The 15,567-nt window shown below is 67.4% G+C and carries 15 protein-coding genes; 7 read left to right on the top strand and 8 right to left on the bottom strand.

Annotation, left to right across the window (positions count from 1 at the left end; translation table 11 throughout):
* From GOALK_RS18350 to GOALK_RS18340, 3 genes are all read left to right on the top strand, one after another.
* On the top strand, positions 1-524 hold a 524-nt coding region (locus GOALK_RS18350), incomplete at its 5' end, for a hypothetical protein (RefSeq protein ID WP_040004327.1).
* 265 nt (positions 525-789) lie between these two features.
* Positions 790-2,526: an ABC transporter substrate-binding protein/permease gene (locus GOALK_RS18345; protein WP_230461971.1), complete on the top strand. Its 1,737-nt coding sequence runs from the start codon at positions 790-792 to the stop codon at positions 2,524-2,526.
* A 3-nt stretch (positions 2,527-2,529) separates the two neighbouring features.
* The gene (locus GOALK_RS18340) at positions 2,530-3,279 is read left to right on the top strand and encodes an amino acid ABC transporter ATP-binding protein (RefSeq protein WP_006360327.1); all 750 of its coding nucleotides are present in this window, start codon (positions 2,530-2,532) and stop codon (positions 3,277-3,279) included.
* Between the two features lie 4 nt (positions 3,280-3,283).
* Here GOALK_RS18340 and GOALK_RS18335 read toward each other — a convergent pair whose 3' ends face one another.
* The 4 genes from GOALK_RS18335 to GOALK_RS18320 all read right to left on the bottom strand — a co-directional run bounded on the left by GOALK_RS18335 (position 3,284) and on the right by GOALK_RS18320 (position 6,865).
* Positions 3,284-4,084: a FadR/GntR family transcriptional regulator gene (locus tag GOALK_RS18335; RefSeq protein WP_006360326.1), complete on the bottom strand. Its 801-nt coding sequence runs from the start codon at positions 4,082-4,084 to the stop codon at positions 3,284-3,286.
* Positions 4,085-4,259: 175 nt separating this feature from the next.
* On the bottom strand, positions 4,260-5,180 hold the full coding sequence (locus tag GOALK_RS18330) for an amidohydrolase family protein (RefSeq protein WP_040004326.1): 921 nt from the start codon (positions 5,178-5,180) through the stop codon (positions 4,260-4,262).
* A gap of 46 nt (positions 5,181-5,226) precedes the next feature.
* On the bottom strand, positions 5,227-6,219 hold the full coding sequence (locus GOALK_RS18325) for an alcohol dehydrogenase catalytic domain-containing protein (RefSeq protein WP_006360324.1): 993 nt from the start codon (positions 6,217-6,219) through the stop codon (positions 5,227-5,229).
* A gap of 4 nt (positions 6,220-6,223) precedes the next feature.
* Positions 6,224-6,865 carry a PaaI family thioesterase gene (locus tag GOALK_RS18320; RefSeq protein ID WP_006360323.1) on the bottom strand — a complete coding sequence of 214 codons (642 nt, stop codon included), beginning with the start codon at positions 6,863-6,865 and terminating at the stop codon, positions 6,224-6,226.
* A 189-nt stretch (positions 6,866-7,054) separates the two neighbouring features.
* Between GOALK_RS18320 and GOALK_RS18315 the strand changes: the two genes are divergently transcribed.
* Genes GOALK_RS18315 through GOALK_RS18300 form a run of 4 tightly spaced genes read left to right on the top strand, consistent with a single transcriptional unit; the run spans position 7,055 to position 12,144 of the window.
* Positions 7,055-7,852 (top strand): 1-acyl-sn-glycerol-3-phosphate acyltransferase, encoded by a 798-nt coding sequence (locus tag GOALK_RS18315; protein WP_006360322.1) that lies wholly within the window; start codon positions 7,055-7,057, stop codon positions 7,850-7,852.
* Positions 7,853-7,873: 21 nt separating this feature from the next.
* The gene (locus tag GOALK_RS18310; RefSeq protein WP_006360321.1) at positions 7,874-9,523 is read left to right on the top strand and encodes an AMP-binding protein; all 1,650 of its coding nucleotides are present in this window, start codon (positions 7,874-7,876) and stop codon (positions 9,521-9,523) included.
* 3 nt (positions 9,524-9,526) lie between these two features.
* A complete protein-coding gene (locus GOALK_RS18305; protein ID WP_006360320.1) occupies positions 9,527-10,975 on the top strand; it encodes a wax ester/triacylglycerol synthase domain-containing protein in 1,449 nt (482 codons plus the stop codon).
* On the top strand, positions 10,972-12,144 hold the full coding sequence (locus GOALK_RS18300; protein WP_006360319.1) for an alpha/beta hydrolase family protein: 1,173 nt from the start codon (positions 10,972-10,974) through the stop codon (positions 12,142-12,144). The genes GOALK_RS18305 and GOALK_RS18300 overlap by 4 nt, the downstream gene beginning before the upstream one ends.
* Positions 12,145-12,170: 26 nt before the next feature.
* On the opposite strand, the gene GOALK_RS18295 is transcribed toward GOALK_RS18300, so the two are convergent.
* Genes GOALK_RS18295 through GOALK_RS18280 form a run of 4 tightly spaced genes read right to left on the bottom strand, consistent with a single transcriptional unit; the run spans position 12,171 to position 15,524 of the window.
* Positions 12,171-13,523, bottom strand: a complete 1,353-nt coding sequence (locus tag GOALK_RS18295) for an alpha/beta hydrolase domain-containing protein (protein ID WP_006360318.1) — start codon at positions 13,521-13,523, stop codon at positions 12,171-12,173.
* Positions 13,520-13,909: a carboxymuconolactone decarboxylase family protein gene (locus tag GOALK_RS18290; RefSeq protein ID WP_006360317.1), complete on the bottom strand. Its 390-nt coding sequence runs from the start codon at positions 13,907-13,909 to the stop codon at positions 13,520-13,522. The genes GOALK_RS18295 and GOALK_RS18290 overlap by 4 nt, the downstream gene beginning before the upstream one ends.
* A complete protein-coding gene (locus tag GOALK_RS18285) occupies positions 13,906-14,787 on the bottom strand; it encodes an NAD(P)-dependent oxidoreductase (RefSeq protein WP_006360316.1) in 882 nt (293 codons plus the stop codon). Before GOALK_RS18285 ends, GOALK_RS18290 begins: the two co-directional genes overlap by 4 nt.
* Positions 14,784-15,524 carry an SDR family oxidoreductase gene (locus tag GOALK_RS18280; protein WP_006360315.1) on the bottom strand — a complete coding sequence of 247 codons (741 nt, stop codon included), beginning with the start codon at positions 15,522-15,524 and terminating at the stop codon, positions 14,784-14,786. The genes GOALK_RS18285 and GOALK_RS18280 overlap by 4 nt, the downstream gene beginning before the upstream one ends.
* Positions 15,525-15,567: the final 43 nt, after the last annotated feature.

Below are 15,567 nucleotides of genomic sequence, written 5' to 3'. Positions count from 1 at the left end.
GAGAAACCCTTCTGCTCTTCGATTGGGATGTTGAGGGTGAGTTTCCAGGCATCAAAGATGCGATTCCCAGCCGGAAGGATTGGATGCCGCCTCTGGGCAGCAACGACTACCAGACGGTGGATGAGATCTATAAGATTGCCAATATCCGTGACGTCGGCGACAACTCTGCTGTCGCGCTTGTGTGCACAACCGGGCAGGTGAGTACCGATGAAGCGGCCTTTCCGCCCTACTTCGATTCGCAGGATGTCCCTGATGCCCGCGACAGGTTTGTGGCGGTCGAGCGCTTGACGTTTCATCGCGAGGGCGAGTCGCCGCCTGAAAGCCGGCCCGGTCCCAAGCTGTTTCCCGGGTATGGCGTATTCGGAGATTGGTGGGTCTCGGAGTACACGGATTCGTGGGCGCCGCCGTCGGGTCCCGACGAGTGGGGGAGGGAACCGATGCCCGACCCGAGTATTTGCGGTGACATGGGCGACCTGACATCTCCAGGCCCGTCGTTCCCGGGCTGGTCGGGCGCTGGAGTCTGAGACGCCCGAACCCGTAGCGGGTCAGTCAGCAATAGGTTTCGCTGAGCGATACATATCGCTGATCCGTGCCGCCGCCAAACCTGGCGATTCAAAATAACCCCAGCTCACCGGGGTTAGGCCCACCGGTGAGCAAAAATTTGGGACGTGACCGCGGGGTCGGGCTAGGGTCCGAGTGGTGTCCAACCACCGATCTCACCGCGCTCATCGAGCCGCTCCGCGCGTGGTTCGCCTCCTCGCACTCGCGCTGACCGCCGCCATCGTCGGCATGCTGGCCATCCTCGGCGGACCTGCGCCCCGCGCGCAGGCCGCACCTGACGACAGCTGTGCGCCGGCCGGGCTCGCGTCCGCGTCGGCCGCGCCGGTCAATCTGGCCGCGGCGGAACAGGGCGGGGAGGACAAATACACCACCCCGAACACCACGCAGATCGACCAGCTCGACCTGAATGCGCTCGAGTTGCTCGCGCCGGGAAAGCTCTCCGTCGGCACCCTCTCCGACGCCGGGCCCAGCATCTGCGTGAACAGCGCCGGAGACTTCACCGGCTTCGACAACGAACTCCTGAAGGCCGTCGCCGCGAAGCTGGGTCTGCAGATCGAGTTCAACGGCACCGAGTTCGCGGGTCTGCTCTCGCAGGTCGCCAACAACCGGTTCGACGTCGGGTCGTCGTCGATCACCACCACCGACGACCGTCGTAAGACCGTCGACTTCACCAACGGCTACGACTTCGGCTACTTCTCGCTCGTCGCGCCCGAGGGCGGTTCGATCAAGGGATTCGGCGACCTGTCGGACTCCACGCGTATCGCCGTCGTACAGGGCACCGTGCAGGACGACTACGTGATCAACACCCTCGGCCTCGACCCGGTCAAGTTCCCGGACTATGCAACGGCTTACGCGAACCTCAAGAGCGGTCAGGTCGACGCGTGGGTCGCGCCGTCGCAGCAGGCGGAAGGAGCTGTCCGCGAGGGTGACGGCACCGCGATCGTCGAGAACACCTTCAGCGTCAACAACTTCGTCGCGTGGGCGGTCGGCAAGAACAAGCCCAATCTCGTCGAGGCGTTGAACTCCGGACTCGACGCCATCATCGCCGACGGCACCTACGCGAAGCTGTACGAGGACTGGGTGCCGCGAGAACTGCCGGCGGGCTGGAAGCCGGGCAGTAAGGCCGCGCCGGCACCCGAACTCTCCGACATCGCCGCGATCGCCGCGGAGAACGCCGAGAAGGCCGGCCCGACCGAGGCCACCAAGCCGAAGAGCACGCTCCAGCAGCTCGGTGACACCTTCTTCAACTGGGACCTGTACGAGAAGTCCTTCCCGGAACTGATCAAGACCGGTCTGGTGAACACGCTGATCCTCTCGGTCGTGTCCGGTGTGCTCGGCACCATCCTGGGCATGATCCTGGCGATCTGCGGCATCTCCCGTTCCCGCTGGTTACGCTGGCCCGCACGGGTGTACACCGACATCTTCCGCGGCCTGCCGGCGGTGGTCGTCATCCTGATCGTCGGCCTTGGCGTCGGGCCGGTGGTCAAGGGGATCACCGGTAACAACCCGTACTGGCTCGGCGCGGTCGCCCTGGCGCTCCTCGCGGCGGCCTACATCGGCGAGATTTTCCGATCCGGCATCCAGAGCGTCGACGACGGTCAGCTCGAGGCGTCCCGGGCGATCGGCTTCAGCTATCGGCAGTCGATGCGATTGGTGGTGGTACCGCAGGGTGTGCGACGTGTGTTGCCGGCCCTGATGAACCAGTTCATCAGCCTCATCAAGGACAGCTCCCTGGTCTACTTCCTCGGACTGCTCGCCAGCCAGCGCGAACTGTTCGCCGTCGGCCGAGACCTCAACGCCCAGACCGGCAACCTGTCTCCGCTGGTCGCCGCGGGCATCATGTACCTCATCCTGACCATCCCGCTGACGCACCTGGTCAACTACATCGACCGTCGCCTCCGCACCGGCAGGCCCGCCGATGTCCACGATGACCCGTTGCCCGTCACCGCTGTCGAGAAGGGATAGGCCATGCCTGCCACCACCACCACACGAAAAGCGGTGTCGCTGACCGGCACCGACCTACACCTGTCGTTCGCGAAGCACCATGTGCTGCGCGGCGTCGACATCCAGGTCGACGCCGGGACGACGACGACCGTCATCGGACCGTCGGGGTCGGGCAAGTCGACGCTGCTGCGGGTGCTCAACCGCCTGCACGAGCCCGACCAGGGAGACATCCTGCTCGACGGCCGGTCCGTCCTCGAGGACAACCCGGATGAGCTGCGCCGCCGAATCGGCATGGTGTTCCAGCACTTCAACCTCTTCCCGCACAAGACGGTCGTCGAGAACGTTGCGCTCGGCCCCCGGAAACTCAAGGGGCTCAGCAAGGACGAGGCCCGCGAGGTCGCGCTGAAGCAGCTGGAGATCGTCGGGCTGACCCAGAAGGCCGACGTTCGGCCGGCGCGCCTGTCGGGCGGTCAGCAGCAGCGCGTGGCCATCGCACGGGCGCTCGCCATGACGCCGGAGGTCATGTTCTTCGACGAGGCGACGTCGGCCCTCGACCCCGAGCTCGTCAAGGGCGTGCTCGCGCTCATGGCCGACCTCGCCTCCGAGGGGATGACGATGGTCGTCGTCACCCACGAGATGGGCTTCGCGCGCAACGTGAGTGACAACGTCCTGTTCATGGACCACGGCGCCGTGGTGGAGACCGGTGAACCCGGGCAGGTCTTCGACGACGCCAAGTCGGACCGCCTGCGCACCTTTCTGTCTCAGGTGCTCTGAGACCTCACATCCACTGGACGAGTTCGTCGGACCGTTCCGGGTGACGTTCCCGGAACCGTTCGACGACCTCGCTGATGTGGTCGTGCATCAGCGTCTCGGCCTTGCGCGGCCGGCCTGCGATGATCGCCTTGGCGATGTCGGCGTGATCGTGGCTCATCGCGTCGTCCTCGGGGATGGTGTCGCGGCCCGTTCCGAGCACGTGTTCGACGACGATGTGGTCGATGGCTTGGGTCAGCAGGGTGAGCACCCGGTTGCCGCTGAGTTCGGCGATCACTGCGTGAAAGTTGTTGAGGTCGCTGAAGATCTCGCTCTCCTCATGCTCCTCGACATCGTAATCGAGGAACCGCGCGAAGGCCGCCTCCTTCAATCTGCGGTCCTCCAGCCGGGCGACCTTGGCCGACAGCTGCGGCTCGAGGATCTTCCAGGTGTCGAAGACCTCGTCGTACGTCGCGCCGGCGAGGTGGAAGTACAGGGTCGCGGTGCGCGCGAGGTAGGACGCATTGAGCGCGCTCACGAACGGGCCTCCACCCGGACCGCGCTTGAGCGTGATCAGACCCTGGACCTCGAGGATGCGCAACGCCTCACGCAGCGTCTCGCGGCTCACCGAGTAGTTGGCGAGCATGTCGCTCTCGGCAGGGAGTCGGTCGCCCCGTCGTAGGCCGAGACTGACGATGTCGGAGACGATCGCCGCGGCGGTGGTTTCCGACGCCTTCGGGGCACGCGTGGTCTCGGACCTCGCCGAGGAATGCATCTCTCCCGGGTTGTAGATGATCGGGAGGCCGGTGCGGGCCAGTTCGCGTGTCATCTTCGACCTCTTCAATTGCGGTGAAACTGGCCCGGAGCCGCTGACTGGAATCCGATCGGTTGCACTTTACGTGGTTGCCGGGACAAGACTCGGACAAATCGTACGAGTGAATGAAACCCCGCTACGTGTTCTAACACGCGGTCGGCATCGGCGCAGGGGAGCGCATGTCTGCGGTTCAGTGCTGCTCGATCGCGAACAACCGAGCCCCGTTGCGGTAGAACACATTGCGCAACCAGTCGTCGTCCATGCCGAGGCCGGTGATCACCTCGAGGGCATGCGTGTAGCCGTAGGGGATGTTGGGGAAATCGCTACCGAAGAGGATCTTGTCCCCGGCGTCGGCGAGGCGTGACCGCAGATCGGCGGGGAACGGGGCGTTCTCCTCGGCGAAGTCGGTGAACGCCATCGTGGTGTCGAGGTGGACGTTCGGGTATTCGAGTGCGAAGTCCAGGAAGGGCTCGTACTCGGGCATGCCCATGTGCGCGATGATCAGCGGCAGCGACGGGAACCGGTGCAGCAGAGCGCGAATCGGTTCCGGTCCGGTGTGGTTTCCGGGTGCGGGACCCGAACCGCAGTGGATGATCACCGGCACCTGCGTGTCGGCGATCTGCGACCACACGCCGTCGAGCAGCGAATCCGTGGGGGAGTAGTCGCCGACCTGGATGTGGGACTTGAACACCCGTGTCCCGGCCTGGATGGCACGGGATACGTACGCGGTGGCCGATTCCTCCGGGTAGAAGGTCGCGGTGTGCAGACAGTCCTCGTGGTGGGCGGCGAAATCGTTGGCCCAGCCATTGAGCCACTCCGCCATGTCGGGCTTGTGTGGGTAGACGAGCGACGAGTAGGCGCGGATCCCGAAATCGCGCAGTGTCGACACCCGGACGTCTTCGTCGGCGCGGTAGGTGATGGGCCACTCGCGTCCGACGAGCGGGCCCGCGGAGTCGAAGTAGGCCCACACCTTGTCCATCACCGGACGTGGCATGAAATGCGTGTGGACGTCGACGATGCCCGGGAGGTCGAGGTCCTGCCAGACCGCGCGCACGCGATCCGCCTCGTGGGAACTGAACGGCACTGGGGACTCCGGAACGGCACTGTTCACCTGTACGACGGTACGCCCGGCGTCGGGCCTGGGGCACGGCGGCCGGTCAGCCGACGGCGGGGGAGATCAGCACCTTCCGATGGTCGTTGGGCGCCGACAGTTCGGTGAACACACGATGCACCGCATCGAGCCCGACGATCTCGCTGACCAGTGTCGACGACCCCACCGCGCCGCGGTTCAGTTCACCGGCAGCGGTGTCGAACTCGGCCTTCGTGTAGTAGGAGACGAAGTCCATCGACGCCTCTTTGACGATACCGGCGACGGGCATGAAGTGGTCGTCGCTCAGGCACACGCCGGCGACGACGATTCGTCCGTGCGTGCTCACCGCGTCGAGAGCCGCGGCGATCATCCCGGGTTTGCCGACGCATTCGATCACCACGTCGAATCCGTCCCGGATCTGCTCGATCACCGACTCCGGTGTGTGGACCTCGGACGCGCCGGCATCGAGTGCCGCGGCGCGACGACCGGGGGAGGGGTCGGAACAGATGACCTCGCCCGCGGTCCCGCGCGACAACCAGTGCAGCACAGCTGTCCCCACCGGACCGGCACCGAGGACGAGGACGCGGTCGCCGGATTCGACCGCAGCGCGCGTGACGGCGTGCAGGCCGACCGCGAGGGGTTCGACCAGTGCGCCTTCGACCGGGTCGATGCCGTCGATGCGCACGCTCTCGGCGGCACCGACGACGACGTACTCGGCCAAGGCGCCCGGCAACACACCCAGTCCGAGCGTGCGCGCGGACGGGCACCGCGCGACGTCGCCGGTCAGACAGGCGCGACACCGGTGGCAGCCTCGGACAGGCATCGACGCGACCTGGTCACCGACGCGGAACCCCGGCGCCGCGTCGGGGCCGACCGCTGCGACCTCACCCGCGAACTCGTGACCCATCACGGTGCCGGCGGGCAGGAACGGTGCGGTCGACAGATCGGAGCCGCAGATGCCGTTCGCGGCGACCCGGAGCACGAGCTCGCCGGGGCCGGGCGCCGGGTCGGGAAGTTCGACTACCTCGAAGCCGTCTGCCGAGGTCACCGCCGCCCGCATCGCCTCAGCCCGCCGACCAGCGCACCGGCGGGGCGTCGAGCGCCGATCGCGGCACAATGAAGACGCCCTCGGCCTCGCAGGTCACGCCCTCCGCGTCGGAGATGGTGCCGCGCGCGATGCGTTTGCGGCCGGTCTCCTCGGTGACCCAGGCCCGCGCGGTCAGCGCGCCCAGCCGCGTGGGTCGGACGTAGCGGATGGTGATGGTCCCGGTGTAGCAGGCGCTCTCGTAGCTGGCGGCGTTGCCGAGGAGATGGTCGAGAAGCATCGCGCACACACCGCCGTGCACACACCCTGGCGGTCCTTCGTAGGCTGCGCCCAGGGTGAATTCGCAGCGCACCCCGTCGTCGACGTGCTCGACGTCGAGCGGGGGCGCGAGGGCGTTGCGTACCCCGATGACCGCGTTGCCCCACGCCATGCCGGTGTTCTCGCGCGTGTGCCGGACCCCGTACGGCCCGTCCATCTGCTCTGACCGCAGGTCGGCGACGATCTCGGCGATCCGCCGCTGGGCGTCGGCGAGTGCGTCCTCTCCCACTTCGGTCCTGATCACCGCGTCCACCAGGTCGCGCACGGTGCCGGTCAGGGGCGCGTAGACCCCGCGACGGCGCTCGACCTCGGCTTCGGAGATGTCCTCGAGGATGAACTGCATATGGCTACCCATCAGTAGGTGTGGCATAGGTAACGCCGAGTGGCAACTCCCACTAGAACGTGTTCTAATTCAACACTAGAACGTGTTCTAGTTTTTCGTTTTCGTGGACATCGACCACCGGCTCATCCAGCCCGCGGGTGACAGGAGCGGTGATCCGCGACCGAAGACACAATCACAGGAGTTACGACGATGAGTGCCGGCACCTTCGACCTCACCGCCCGCGACGAGACATGGGTCAAGCGGGTCCTGCCCGTCCTGAGACTCGTGGCCAAGAGATACTTCCGCTCCGAGGTCCGGGGCATGGACCGGGTCCCCGACGGCGGCGTCCTACTGGTCTCCAACCACTCCGGCGGCCTGATGGCCTTCGACGTCCCGGTGATCAGCGTGGCCTTCGCCGACGAGTTCGGTGCCGATCGTCCGCTCTACACCCTGGCCCACGACCTGATCTTCACCGGTGCGGGCAAGGACGTCTTCGGGAAGTTCGGCTTCCTGCCTGCCCATCCGAAGAACGCCGTCGCCGCGCTCAAGGCCGGCGCCGCGACCATCGTGTTCCCCGGTGGTGAGTGGGAGGTGCTGCGTCCCAGCAGTCAGTCCGCGACCATCGACTTCCACGGTCGAACCGGCTACATCCGCACGGCCCTCGAGGCGGGCGTCCCGATCGTCCCCATCGTCACCATCGGCGGCCAGGAGACCCAGCTCTTCCTCAACCGCGGTGACGCCCTCGCCAAACTGCTCAAGCTGGACAAGCTGCTGCGCATCGACAGTGCGCCATTCGCCTTCGGCTTCCCGTTCGGGCTCACCGCGCATTTCCCGCCCAACATCCCGTTGCCCTCGAAGCTCGTCACCGAGGTCCTCGACCCCATCGACATCACCGCCGAGTTCGGGACGAATCCCGACCACGACGAGGTGGACCAGATGATCCGCAAGCGCATGCAGCACGCCCTCGACGGGCTCGCCCGCGAGCGCCGGTTCCCGGTTCTCGGCTGACCACAACAAAGGAGATCGACGATGATCAACCAGCTCCGCGATCGCGTCACCACCTACACGTGGCTCGTTCGCACCCTCATCCGAAGTGGCTTCCTCGGCTCACTGCGACTCGACCGGTACATCCGGATGGGTCTCAACCTGCGGCGCCACGGCGGCGCCTCCCCGGTCAGCGGCATCGGTCTCGCCGCAGCTCGCGCCCCGAAGGGGCTCGCCCTCGTCGATGAGGCGGGTGAGCTGACGTGGGGAGAGCTCGACGCCCGCTGCGACGCACTGGCCGTCGGACTGCGCGAGCTCCCCGGCACTTCGGTGAACACCGTCGCCATCCTCTGCCGCAACCACCGCGGCCTCATCGAGGCCCTCGCCGCGACATCGCGACTCGGCGCCGACGCGGTGCTGCTCAACACCGGATTCGCCGGACCGCAGCTCGCCGACGTCCTCGAACGTGAGGGGGCCGACGTCCTGATCGCCGACGACGAGTTCGACGCGGTCGTCGCCCCTGCGGCAGAACGACTTCCGAATGTCCGCCGCATCCACGCCTGGACCGAGTCCGGCCCGGTCTCCGCTGACACGATCGACTCGCTCATCGACGCGAACCTCGGTCGACGCCCCGCGCGACCCGAACGTGCCGGCCGCATCGTGCTGCTGACCTCGGGCACCACCGGCACCCCGAAGGGTGCACGACGGGGTGGCAGCACCGACATCGCCTCACTGGCCGCGATGCTCGACCGCATCCCCTGGCGCGCAGGCGAATCCACGGTCATCGCCGCACCCATCTTCCACGCCTGGGGATTCGGGCAGGTGGCCATCTCGGCAACCATGACGTGCACGATGATCATGCGTCGGCGTTTCGACCCCGAGGCCACGCTGGATCTCGTCCGTGAACACGAGGCGACCGGACTCGCCGTCGTGCCGGTCATGCTCGAACGCATCATGGACCTACCCGACGAGATCCTCGAGACCCATCCGATGCCGAGTCTCCGATTCGCGACGGCCAGCGGTTCGCGGATGCGCACCGACGCCCTGATCGCCTTCCTCGACCGCTTCGGCGACGTCGTCTACAACAGCTACAACGCCACCGAGGCCGGACTGATCAGTACCGCCACACCTGAGGACCTGCGCGTCGCCCCGGACACCGCAGGACGCCCGCTGACGGGCACCAGCGTCCGCATCCTCGACGACGACGACCGCGAACTGCCGACCGGCGAGATCGGCCGCATCGTGGTCGCCAACAACTCCGGTTTCGACGGCTACACCACCGCCGACACCAAGGCGTTCAGCGACGGCCACATGGTGTCCGGCGACGTCGGACGGATCGACGAGAACGGCCGGCTGTTCGTCGTCGGCCGGGACGACGAGATGATCGTGTCCGGTGGCGAGAACGTCTACCCACTCGAGGTCGAGCAGGTGATCGGCGCCCTCGACGAGGTCCACGAGGTCGTGGTGATCGGCGTTGACGACGAGAAGTTCGGTCAGCGCCTGGCCGCCTATGTGGTGCGCGCCCCGCAGACCCTCATCGGCGCCGACCAGATCCGGCAGCACGTCAGGGAACAGCTGGCCGGGTTCAAGGTCCCGCGCGACGTCCACTTCCTCGACGAGCTGCCCCGCAACGCCACCGGCAAGATCCTCAAGCGTGATCTGCTCTCCGCCACCCCGGAACGAAAGGTGAGCTGAACGATGAACGCACGCAACACACTCCGCGTCGCCGAGCTGTTCGCCGGCACCGACGCCACCCCGCCCGACGCCGAGCGCATGACCGGTCCGGACTCACTGATGCTCAATATGGAGTCCCCGTCGAATCCGATGCACACGCTGAAGGTCGCGGTGCTCGACACGAGCCGGCGTGACCGTCCGCTCACCCTCGACGAGATCGGCGACGTGATCCCGCGCTATCTCGGGATGTTCCCGCGCGCCACCCAGCGGGTGCGCTGGGTACCCGGATGCTCTGCTCGCCCGTTCTGGGTGCAGGACAACGCCTTCGACGTCACCGGTCACATCGACGAGATGGCGGCCGCAGCCCCGGGAGGGCGCGCCGAGCTCGACGCGGTCCTGTCCGAACTCGCCGTGCGGCAGCTCGACCGCGACCTGCCGCTCTGGGGGCTCACCCTCGTCCACGGTCTCGAGGGAGGCCGTCAAGCCATCGTGGTCCGCGTCCACCACGCGGTGGCCGACGGGCTGGCTGCGCTCAACACCTTCATGGCGGCCACCGCCGAACCCGGCGAGCGGGTTCACCCGGCACCGATCCCCGAGGCCCTCGGCCAGGACACGCAGACCCTCACGAAGGCGGCACGCGCGGAGTCGCGGCGCCTGGTCCGTCGACTCCCGTCCGTGGTCTCGGCGGGGCGGCGCGCGGTGCGGGCGCGACGCACGGCGGCCAACGGTGACCTGATCCCCAAGCCGCTGACGGTGCGTCGCACCAGCTTCAACGCCCGCAGCGGGGCCGACCGCGTGTGTGCGTCGGCCGACATCCCGCTCGCCGACATCCAACGAATCGCCCTGGCCGCCGGCACCACGGTGAACGGTGCACTGCACGGCGTGATCGCGGGTGCGATCCGCAACGAGCTTCTCGCCCGCGGCGAGGAGCCGGGCAACTCGGTGACCATTTTCGGGGTCTGCAAGGACCTCGCGTCGAATCGGGTGCACGGCAACGAGATCGCCACCGCCATGGCGTATCTGCGCTCCGACCTCGCCGATCCCGTCGAGCGGATCGTCGCGACGGGCGAGAGCTGCGGGGCCACTGTCGCCTGTCGTCGAGAAGTCGGTTTCGAACTGACCGAGAAGCTCTCGACCTACACCGGCCGGCTCGGCCCGCTGTTCCGCGGGCTGGCCGCCAATGTGATGCCGCTGGTGATGAACAACATCACCACCGCCAACATGCCCGGCCCGCGGACGACGCGCTGGGTCGGTGACATCGAAGTGGTCGACTGGATTTCGTTCGCCCTGGCCATTGCGCCCGCGGATGTGAACCTGACGACCTACAGTTACGCCGGACGGTTGAGCATGGGACTCATCGCGACACCGGAATCGATGCCGGATCCGGCCGGGTTCCTCCGCCGGGTCGTCGAGGCCGTCGACGAGGCGACCGATGCGCTCGGTATCGGTGCGATGGCACAGGAGGCCAGTTGATCGACTGGGAGACCGAGCGCGCCCGGCTGGGATTGTTCGCGGGCGTACTGCCCCGCGCGATCGGCAGCTCGCTGGCCGCGAGACGAGGAAATCCGGATACGGGTATCCCTCCAGCCGGCTGCGGGCCGCGACAGGTCGGGGAGACCGCGATCGACGAGATGTTCATCGCGATCAACTCGGTGATCCGGGACATCCCGCCGATGGAGTCGGTCGAGGAGATGGTGGCGAGGTGCGCCGACGTCGCCGGTGAGTTCGTACGCCTCGGACCTGCCGGGGTTCATCGGGATCCGGGTCCGCCCCGCATACTCTCGCGCGACCGCAAGGTCTTCGGTACCACGTCGTTCGAGCACATCGACTTCTCCGTCGACGCGACGCTGCCGGCGTCGGTGGCGTCCCTCGACCCGTATGCCGACGGCATCTCGTCGGTCCGGGTGATGACCAAGAACCGGGCCGGTACCCGATGGCTCATCTGGGTGCACGGTGCGGCGCAGGGGCGGCCGGACGATCTGTACGCCTTCCGGGCGGCCCACCTGCACAAGAAGCTCGGCTACGACGTCGCCTTCCCAGTGCTGCCCGCACACGGTGGTCGGCGCGTGACGAAGGTGTCCTACCCGGGTTTCGACCCCCTCGTGAACACGCTCATCACCATCCGCGCCGTCGCCGAGATCCGGTCGTTGATCAGCTGGATCGAGCAGCACGACCCCGCCGAGATCGCCATCGCCGGGACATCTCTGGGTGGGCCGATCGCCGCGCTGGTCGCCTCGATGGACCCGCGGGTCGCCACCGTTCTCGCGGTGGTGCCGATGCTGGACATGCACGCGACGCTGGCCCACCACATGTCCCGCGGCGGACCCAAGGGTGAGCACCTCGCATCGTTGATGCGCGACGAGTCGGTGCGCGAGGTCGCGAGCGTCATCAGCCCGCTGCGGGTCCAACCGATCGCGCCGCCCGATCGCCGGATGGTCGTCGCGGCTCTCAACGACCGCGTGACCTGGGTGTCGGCGGCACAGCAACTCCACCAACACTGGGGCGGCCGCATCCACTGGTACCCCGGAAGCCATGTCGGGCACGCCATCTCGACCGGCATCCGGCACGCGACGGACGGATTCCTCAGCGAACCCGCCCGCCCCGCCGGCCCGGCGGCGGAAGGCCGGCGCGCGGCGTTCTGAGTCGGTTTTCCGTGACGGGGTGCGCGCTACTCGGGCACCGACTCCGGGTTCGCGTCGGCGATCAGTTCGTCACGGTCTTCGACGAGCACGAATCCTGCGGCGATGGCCGCGTCGGCGGCGTCGCGGTAGTGCTTCTCGTATTCGTCGCGGGTGCCGTAGCGTTCGGCGAGGAGATGTTCCGGCACCGGGTGGGTCGACCCGAACAGCAGACAGAGTCGGGAGATCGGTTCGGAGACAACACCGCTCAGCACCTGGGTCGGTGCGTCGACGCAGGGGGTGCGGACGCCGCCGAGAACGTTGCCGATGTCGTCGACCTCGAACTCGGGCTCGGGAGTCGTGACGCCTCGGAGACGCAACGGGTCGGCGGCGGGTGGCGGATTCCCGCCGCCGGCCCACGCACGGAGGTGGCGGAGGCCGGCGCGCAGCACGAAGCGCTGCTGACCGCGGTTCACCGGGTCGGGGCAGCCGAGGAATTCCTCGAAGTCACCGATCTGATGCAGGTCGGCATGCGAGGTGCCGGCGATCTCCCACACCCGCAGACGACCGGTGTCCGGTTGGCGCACGAGGTGGTAGCGGAAGTTGGTCAGCACATCGGTCTCGGTCTGGACGACGAGAACCGGCGCGTCGAGATCGGTGCGGATCGTGGTGGGTTCGCCGCTGAACACGGTGCTCACGTCGATCCCGGTACCGACCTCGCCCGCGGGAAGCCCTGCAGCAGCGCGACTGTGGATGAGGAACCCGTCGAAATCCCCATCTCCGGCAACCGCATTGACGTAGGTGGTCAGTGCCATCGCAGACTGGGATTCGCCGACTGCGAGCACCGAGCCGACGGTGAGCCCGGCGAGCGGGTGGTCCGGGGTCGGGCTCTCTCCGGAGTGGTCACCGCGGACCGCGAGGCCGATCGAACGGAAGATGTCGTAGCAGTACGCATCACCGGGATGATGCAGGCCTGCATAGCGATCGGGGTCCTTGGCGGCGAGGCTCTGGGGTTCACCGGTGGCGACGCCCACTGAACCGGTGCCGCCCTCGACGCCGACGTACTGCGCCGACACTCCCACCCAGGCATAGCCGGCACGCACCAGCTCTGCGGCGAGATACGAGTACTCCGGTGCGGCATCGCTGCCGCTGCTCACGTTCAGCCACTCCACGACGGCGCAGCCGTTGAACGCGGCCGCGTCGGCGGGGCGTCGGACGACGAGCCGCGTCGTGAACTCGGCTGGTGGCGTGTCCGCGTCGCCGACGAGCCGCCGGGCCAGTCCCGACGCCGCGTACTCGGTGTCGGTGTATCCGGCGGCCACGAGGTCGGGGACCGGCGAGGCGCTCAAAAGCGACGAACCCTTGCCGTCGGTCAGGGGGCGAAACGTGATCTGCTGGTTCACTTCTGCTTCCGGTGCTTCTTGATGACCTCACCGAACATGAAGTGCATCTTGGTTCCCTGGGGCCAGCCGATGTAGTAGCAGAGGAAGAGGCTGATCTCCTCGAGCTGCTCGGGCGTGAGTTCGCCGTTGCCGAGTGCGGCACCGGCCTGGATCTCGGCGACGTCGATGTTGTTGCTCGCCGCGAGTGCACCGAGCAGTAAAAGTCGCCGATCCCGGTCGGAGAGGCCCTCGCGCGCCCACACGTTGCCGAACACCTGGTCGGCGGTGTGGGCGAAGTAGTCGCCGGGACCGTCGCTCATCTCCCAGCCGTAGACCTCGGACATCCGCTTGAGGCCGCGTTTGCGCACCTCGTCGGGCGCATCGTCGGAGATGTTGGAGCGGGTCATGCGGTTTCTCCTTCGAGGTGGGGGACACCGAGTCCGGGGGCCAGCTCGCGGAGTGCGATCTGGCCGAGGGGCAGATCGACGCCGAGGTCGTCGGCGAGTGCGAGTGCCAACGACAGGTCCTTCTCGCCCAGTGTACGAACGCCGGTGAAGATGCCGTACCACGGATCGTCGGCGTCGAGTGTCGCCGTGGTCTCGCGCAGCATGATGGCGCCGGCACCGCCGGTGATGGCGTCGGTGTGCCGAACGACCCTGCCCAGCTTGGTGATGTCGAGCCCGGCGGCCTCGGCGAGTCGCGCGGCTTCGGTGGTGGCGGTGAACGAGATGAAGTGCAGGAGGTTGCGGGCGAGCTTCATCTTGGTGCCCGCTCCGACCTCGGCTCCCGCGTGCACGAGCATGTCCGAGGTGAGCCGGAAGGGCTCCTTCAGCTTCTCGTAGGCGTCGCGCGGGCCGCCGACCATGATCGCCAGCCGTCCCGACGCCGCGCCCATCGCACCGCCGGAGATCGGGGCGTCGAGAAGGATGACATCGCGTTCTGCGCACTGCTTCGCGAGATCGATCGCGGTGTCCGGGCCGATGGTCGAGTGGACGGTGATGATGGTGCCCGGGCGGGCCGTCGACAGGAGTCCGTCGGCACCGGTGACCACCGACCGGACCTGCTCGTCGTTCAGGACGCAGATACCGATGATGTCGGCGGCGGAGGCGAGTTCGGCGAGCGAACCGGCCGCCTTCGCACCCTTGTCGACGACCTTGGCGATCGCCTCCTCCGACAGGTCGAACACCGTGAGGCCGCCCGGCCAGGCGGCCAGGCTGCCGGCCATCGGGCCACCGATGTTGCCGAGGCCGACGTACCCCAGCCGGATCGGGGTCTCCTCTGTCATGACCGGATGACCTGCCCGCCGTCCACGTTGAAGATCTGCCCGGTGATCCAGCCGGCCTCCTCGGACAGCAGGAACAGGCACATCCCGACGAGATCTTCCGGCGTGCCGAACCGCTTGAGCGGCAGACGGTTCACGATGTCGGCGACCATCTCCTTGGGCGTGGTGGTGCGGGTGGCCTCGGTGTCGATGGGGCCGGGGGCGATCGCGTTGACGCGGATGTTCTGGCCGCCGAGTTCGGTCGCGAGCTGCTGGGTCAGGCCGTTGACGCCGACCTTCGCCAGACCGTAGAAGCCGCTGTACAGCCATGCGGCGGTGGAGGACTGGTTGACGATCGCCCCGCCGCCGTTGGTCATGTGCGGGTAGACCGCGCGGGTCACGTTGAGCGCACCGTCGAGGTTCACGCTCATGAACTTCTTGTAGTAGTCCCACGGCACGGTGATGAGGAAATCGAGCTTCATCCCGCCGTAGATCGCAGCGTTGTTGACCAGGCCGTCGATCGAACCGTAGGCGTCGACAGTCGCCGCGGCGAGAGCTTTCGCCGACTCCTCGTCGGCGACATCGGTGCTGACGTACAGGCCACCGATGTCGGCGGCGACCTGCTTGCCCTTCTCGTCGGCGAGGTCGGCGACCACGACGTTGGCGCCCTCGGCGGCCAGTGCCCGTGCGTAGGCCTCACCGATACCGCCGGCGGCGCCGGTCACGATGATGGTCTTGTTCTCGAAACGCTTGGAACTCATTGTCCTGCTTCCTGTATTGGTATTGCTCCCTGAGGTGCGAGCT

The sequence above is a fragment of the Gordonia alkanivorans NBRC 16433 genome, from assembly GCF_000225505.1.
GTDB classification, from domain to species: Bacteria; Actinomycetota; Actinomycetes; order Mycobacteriales; family Mycobacteriaceae; genus Gordonia; species Gordonia alkanivorans.
Note: the sequence above shows the minus strand (reverse complement) of the source record. Positions and strands in the feature narration are given on the sequence as shown.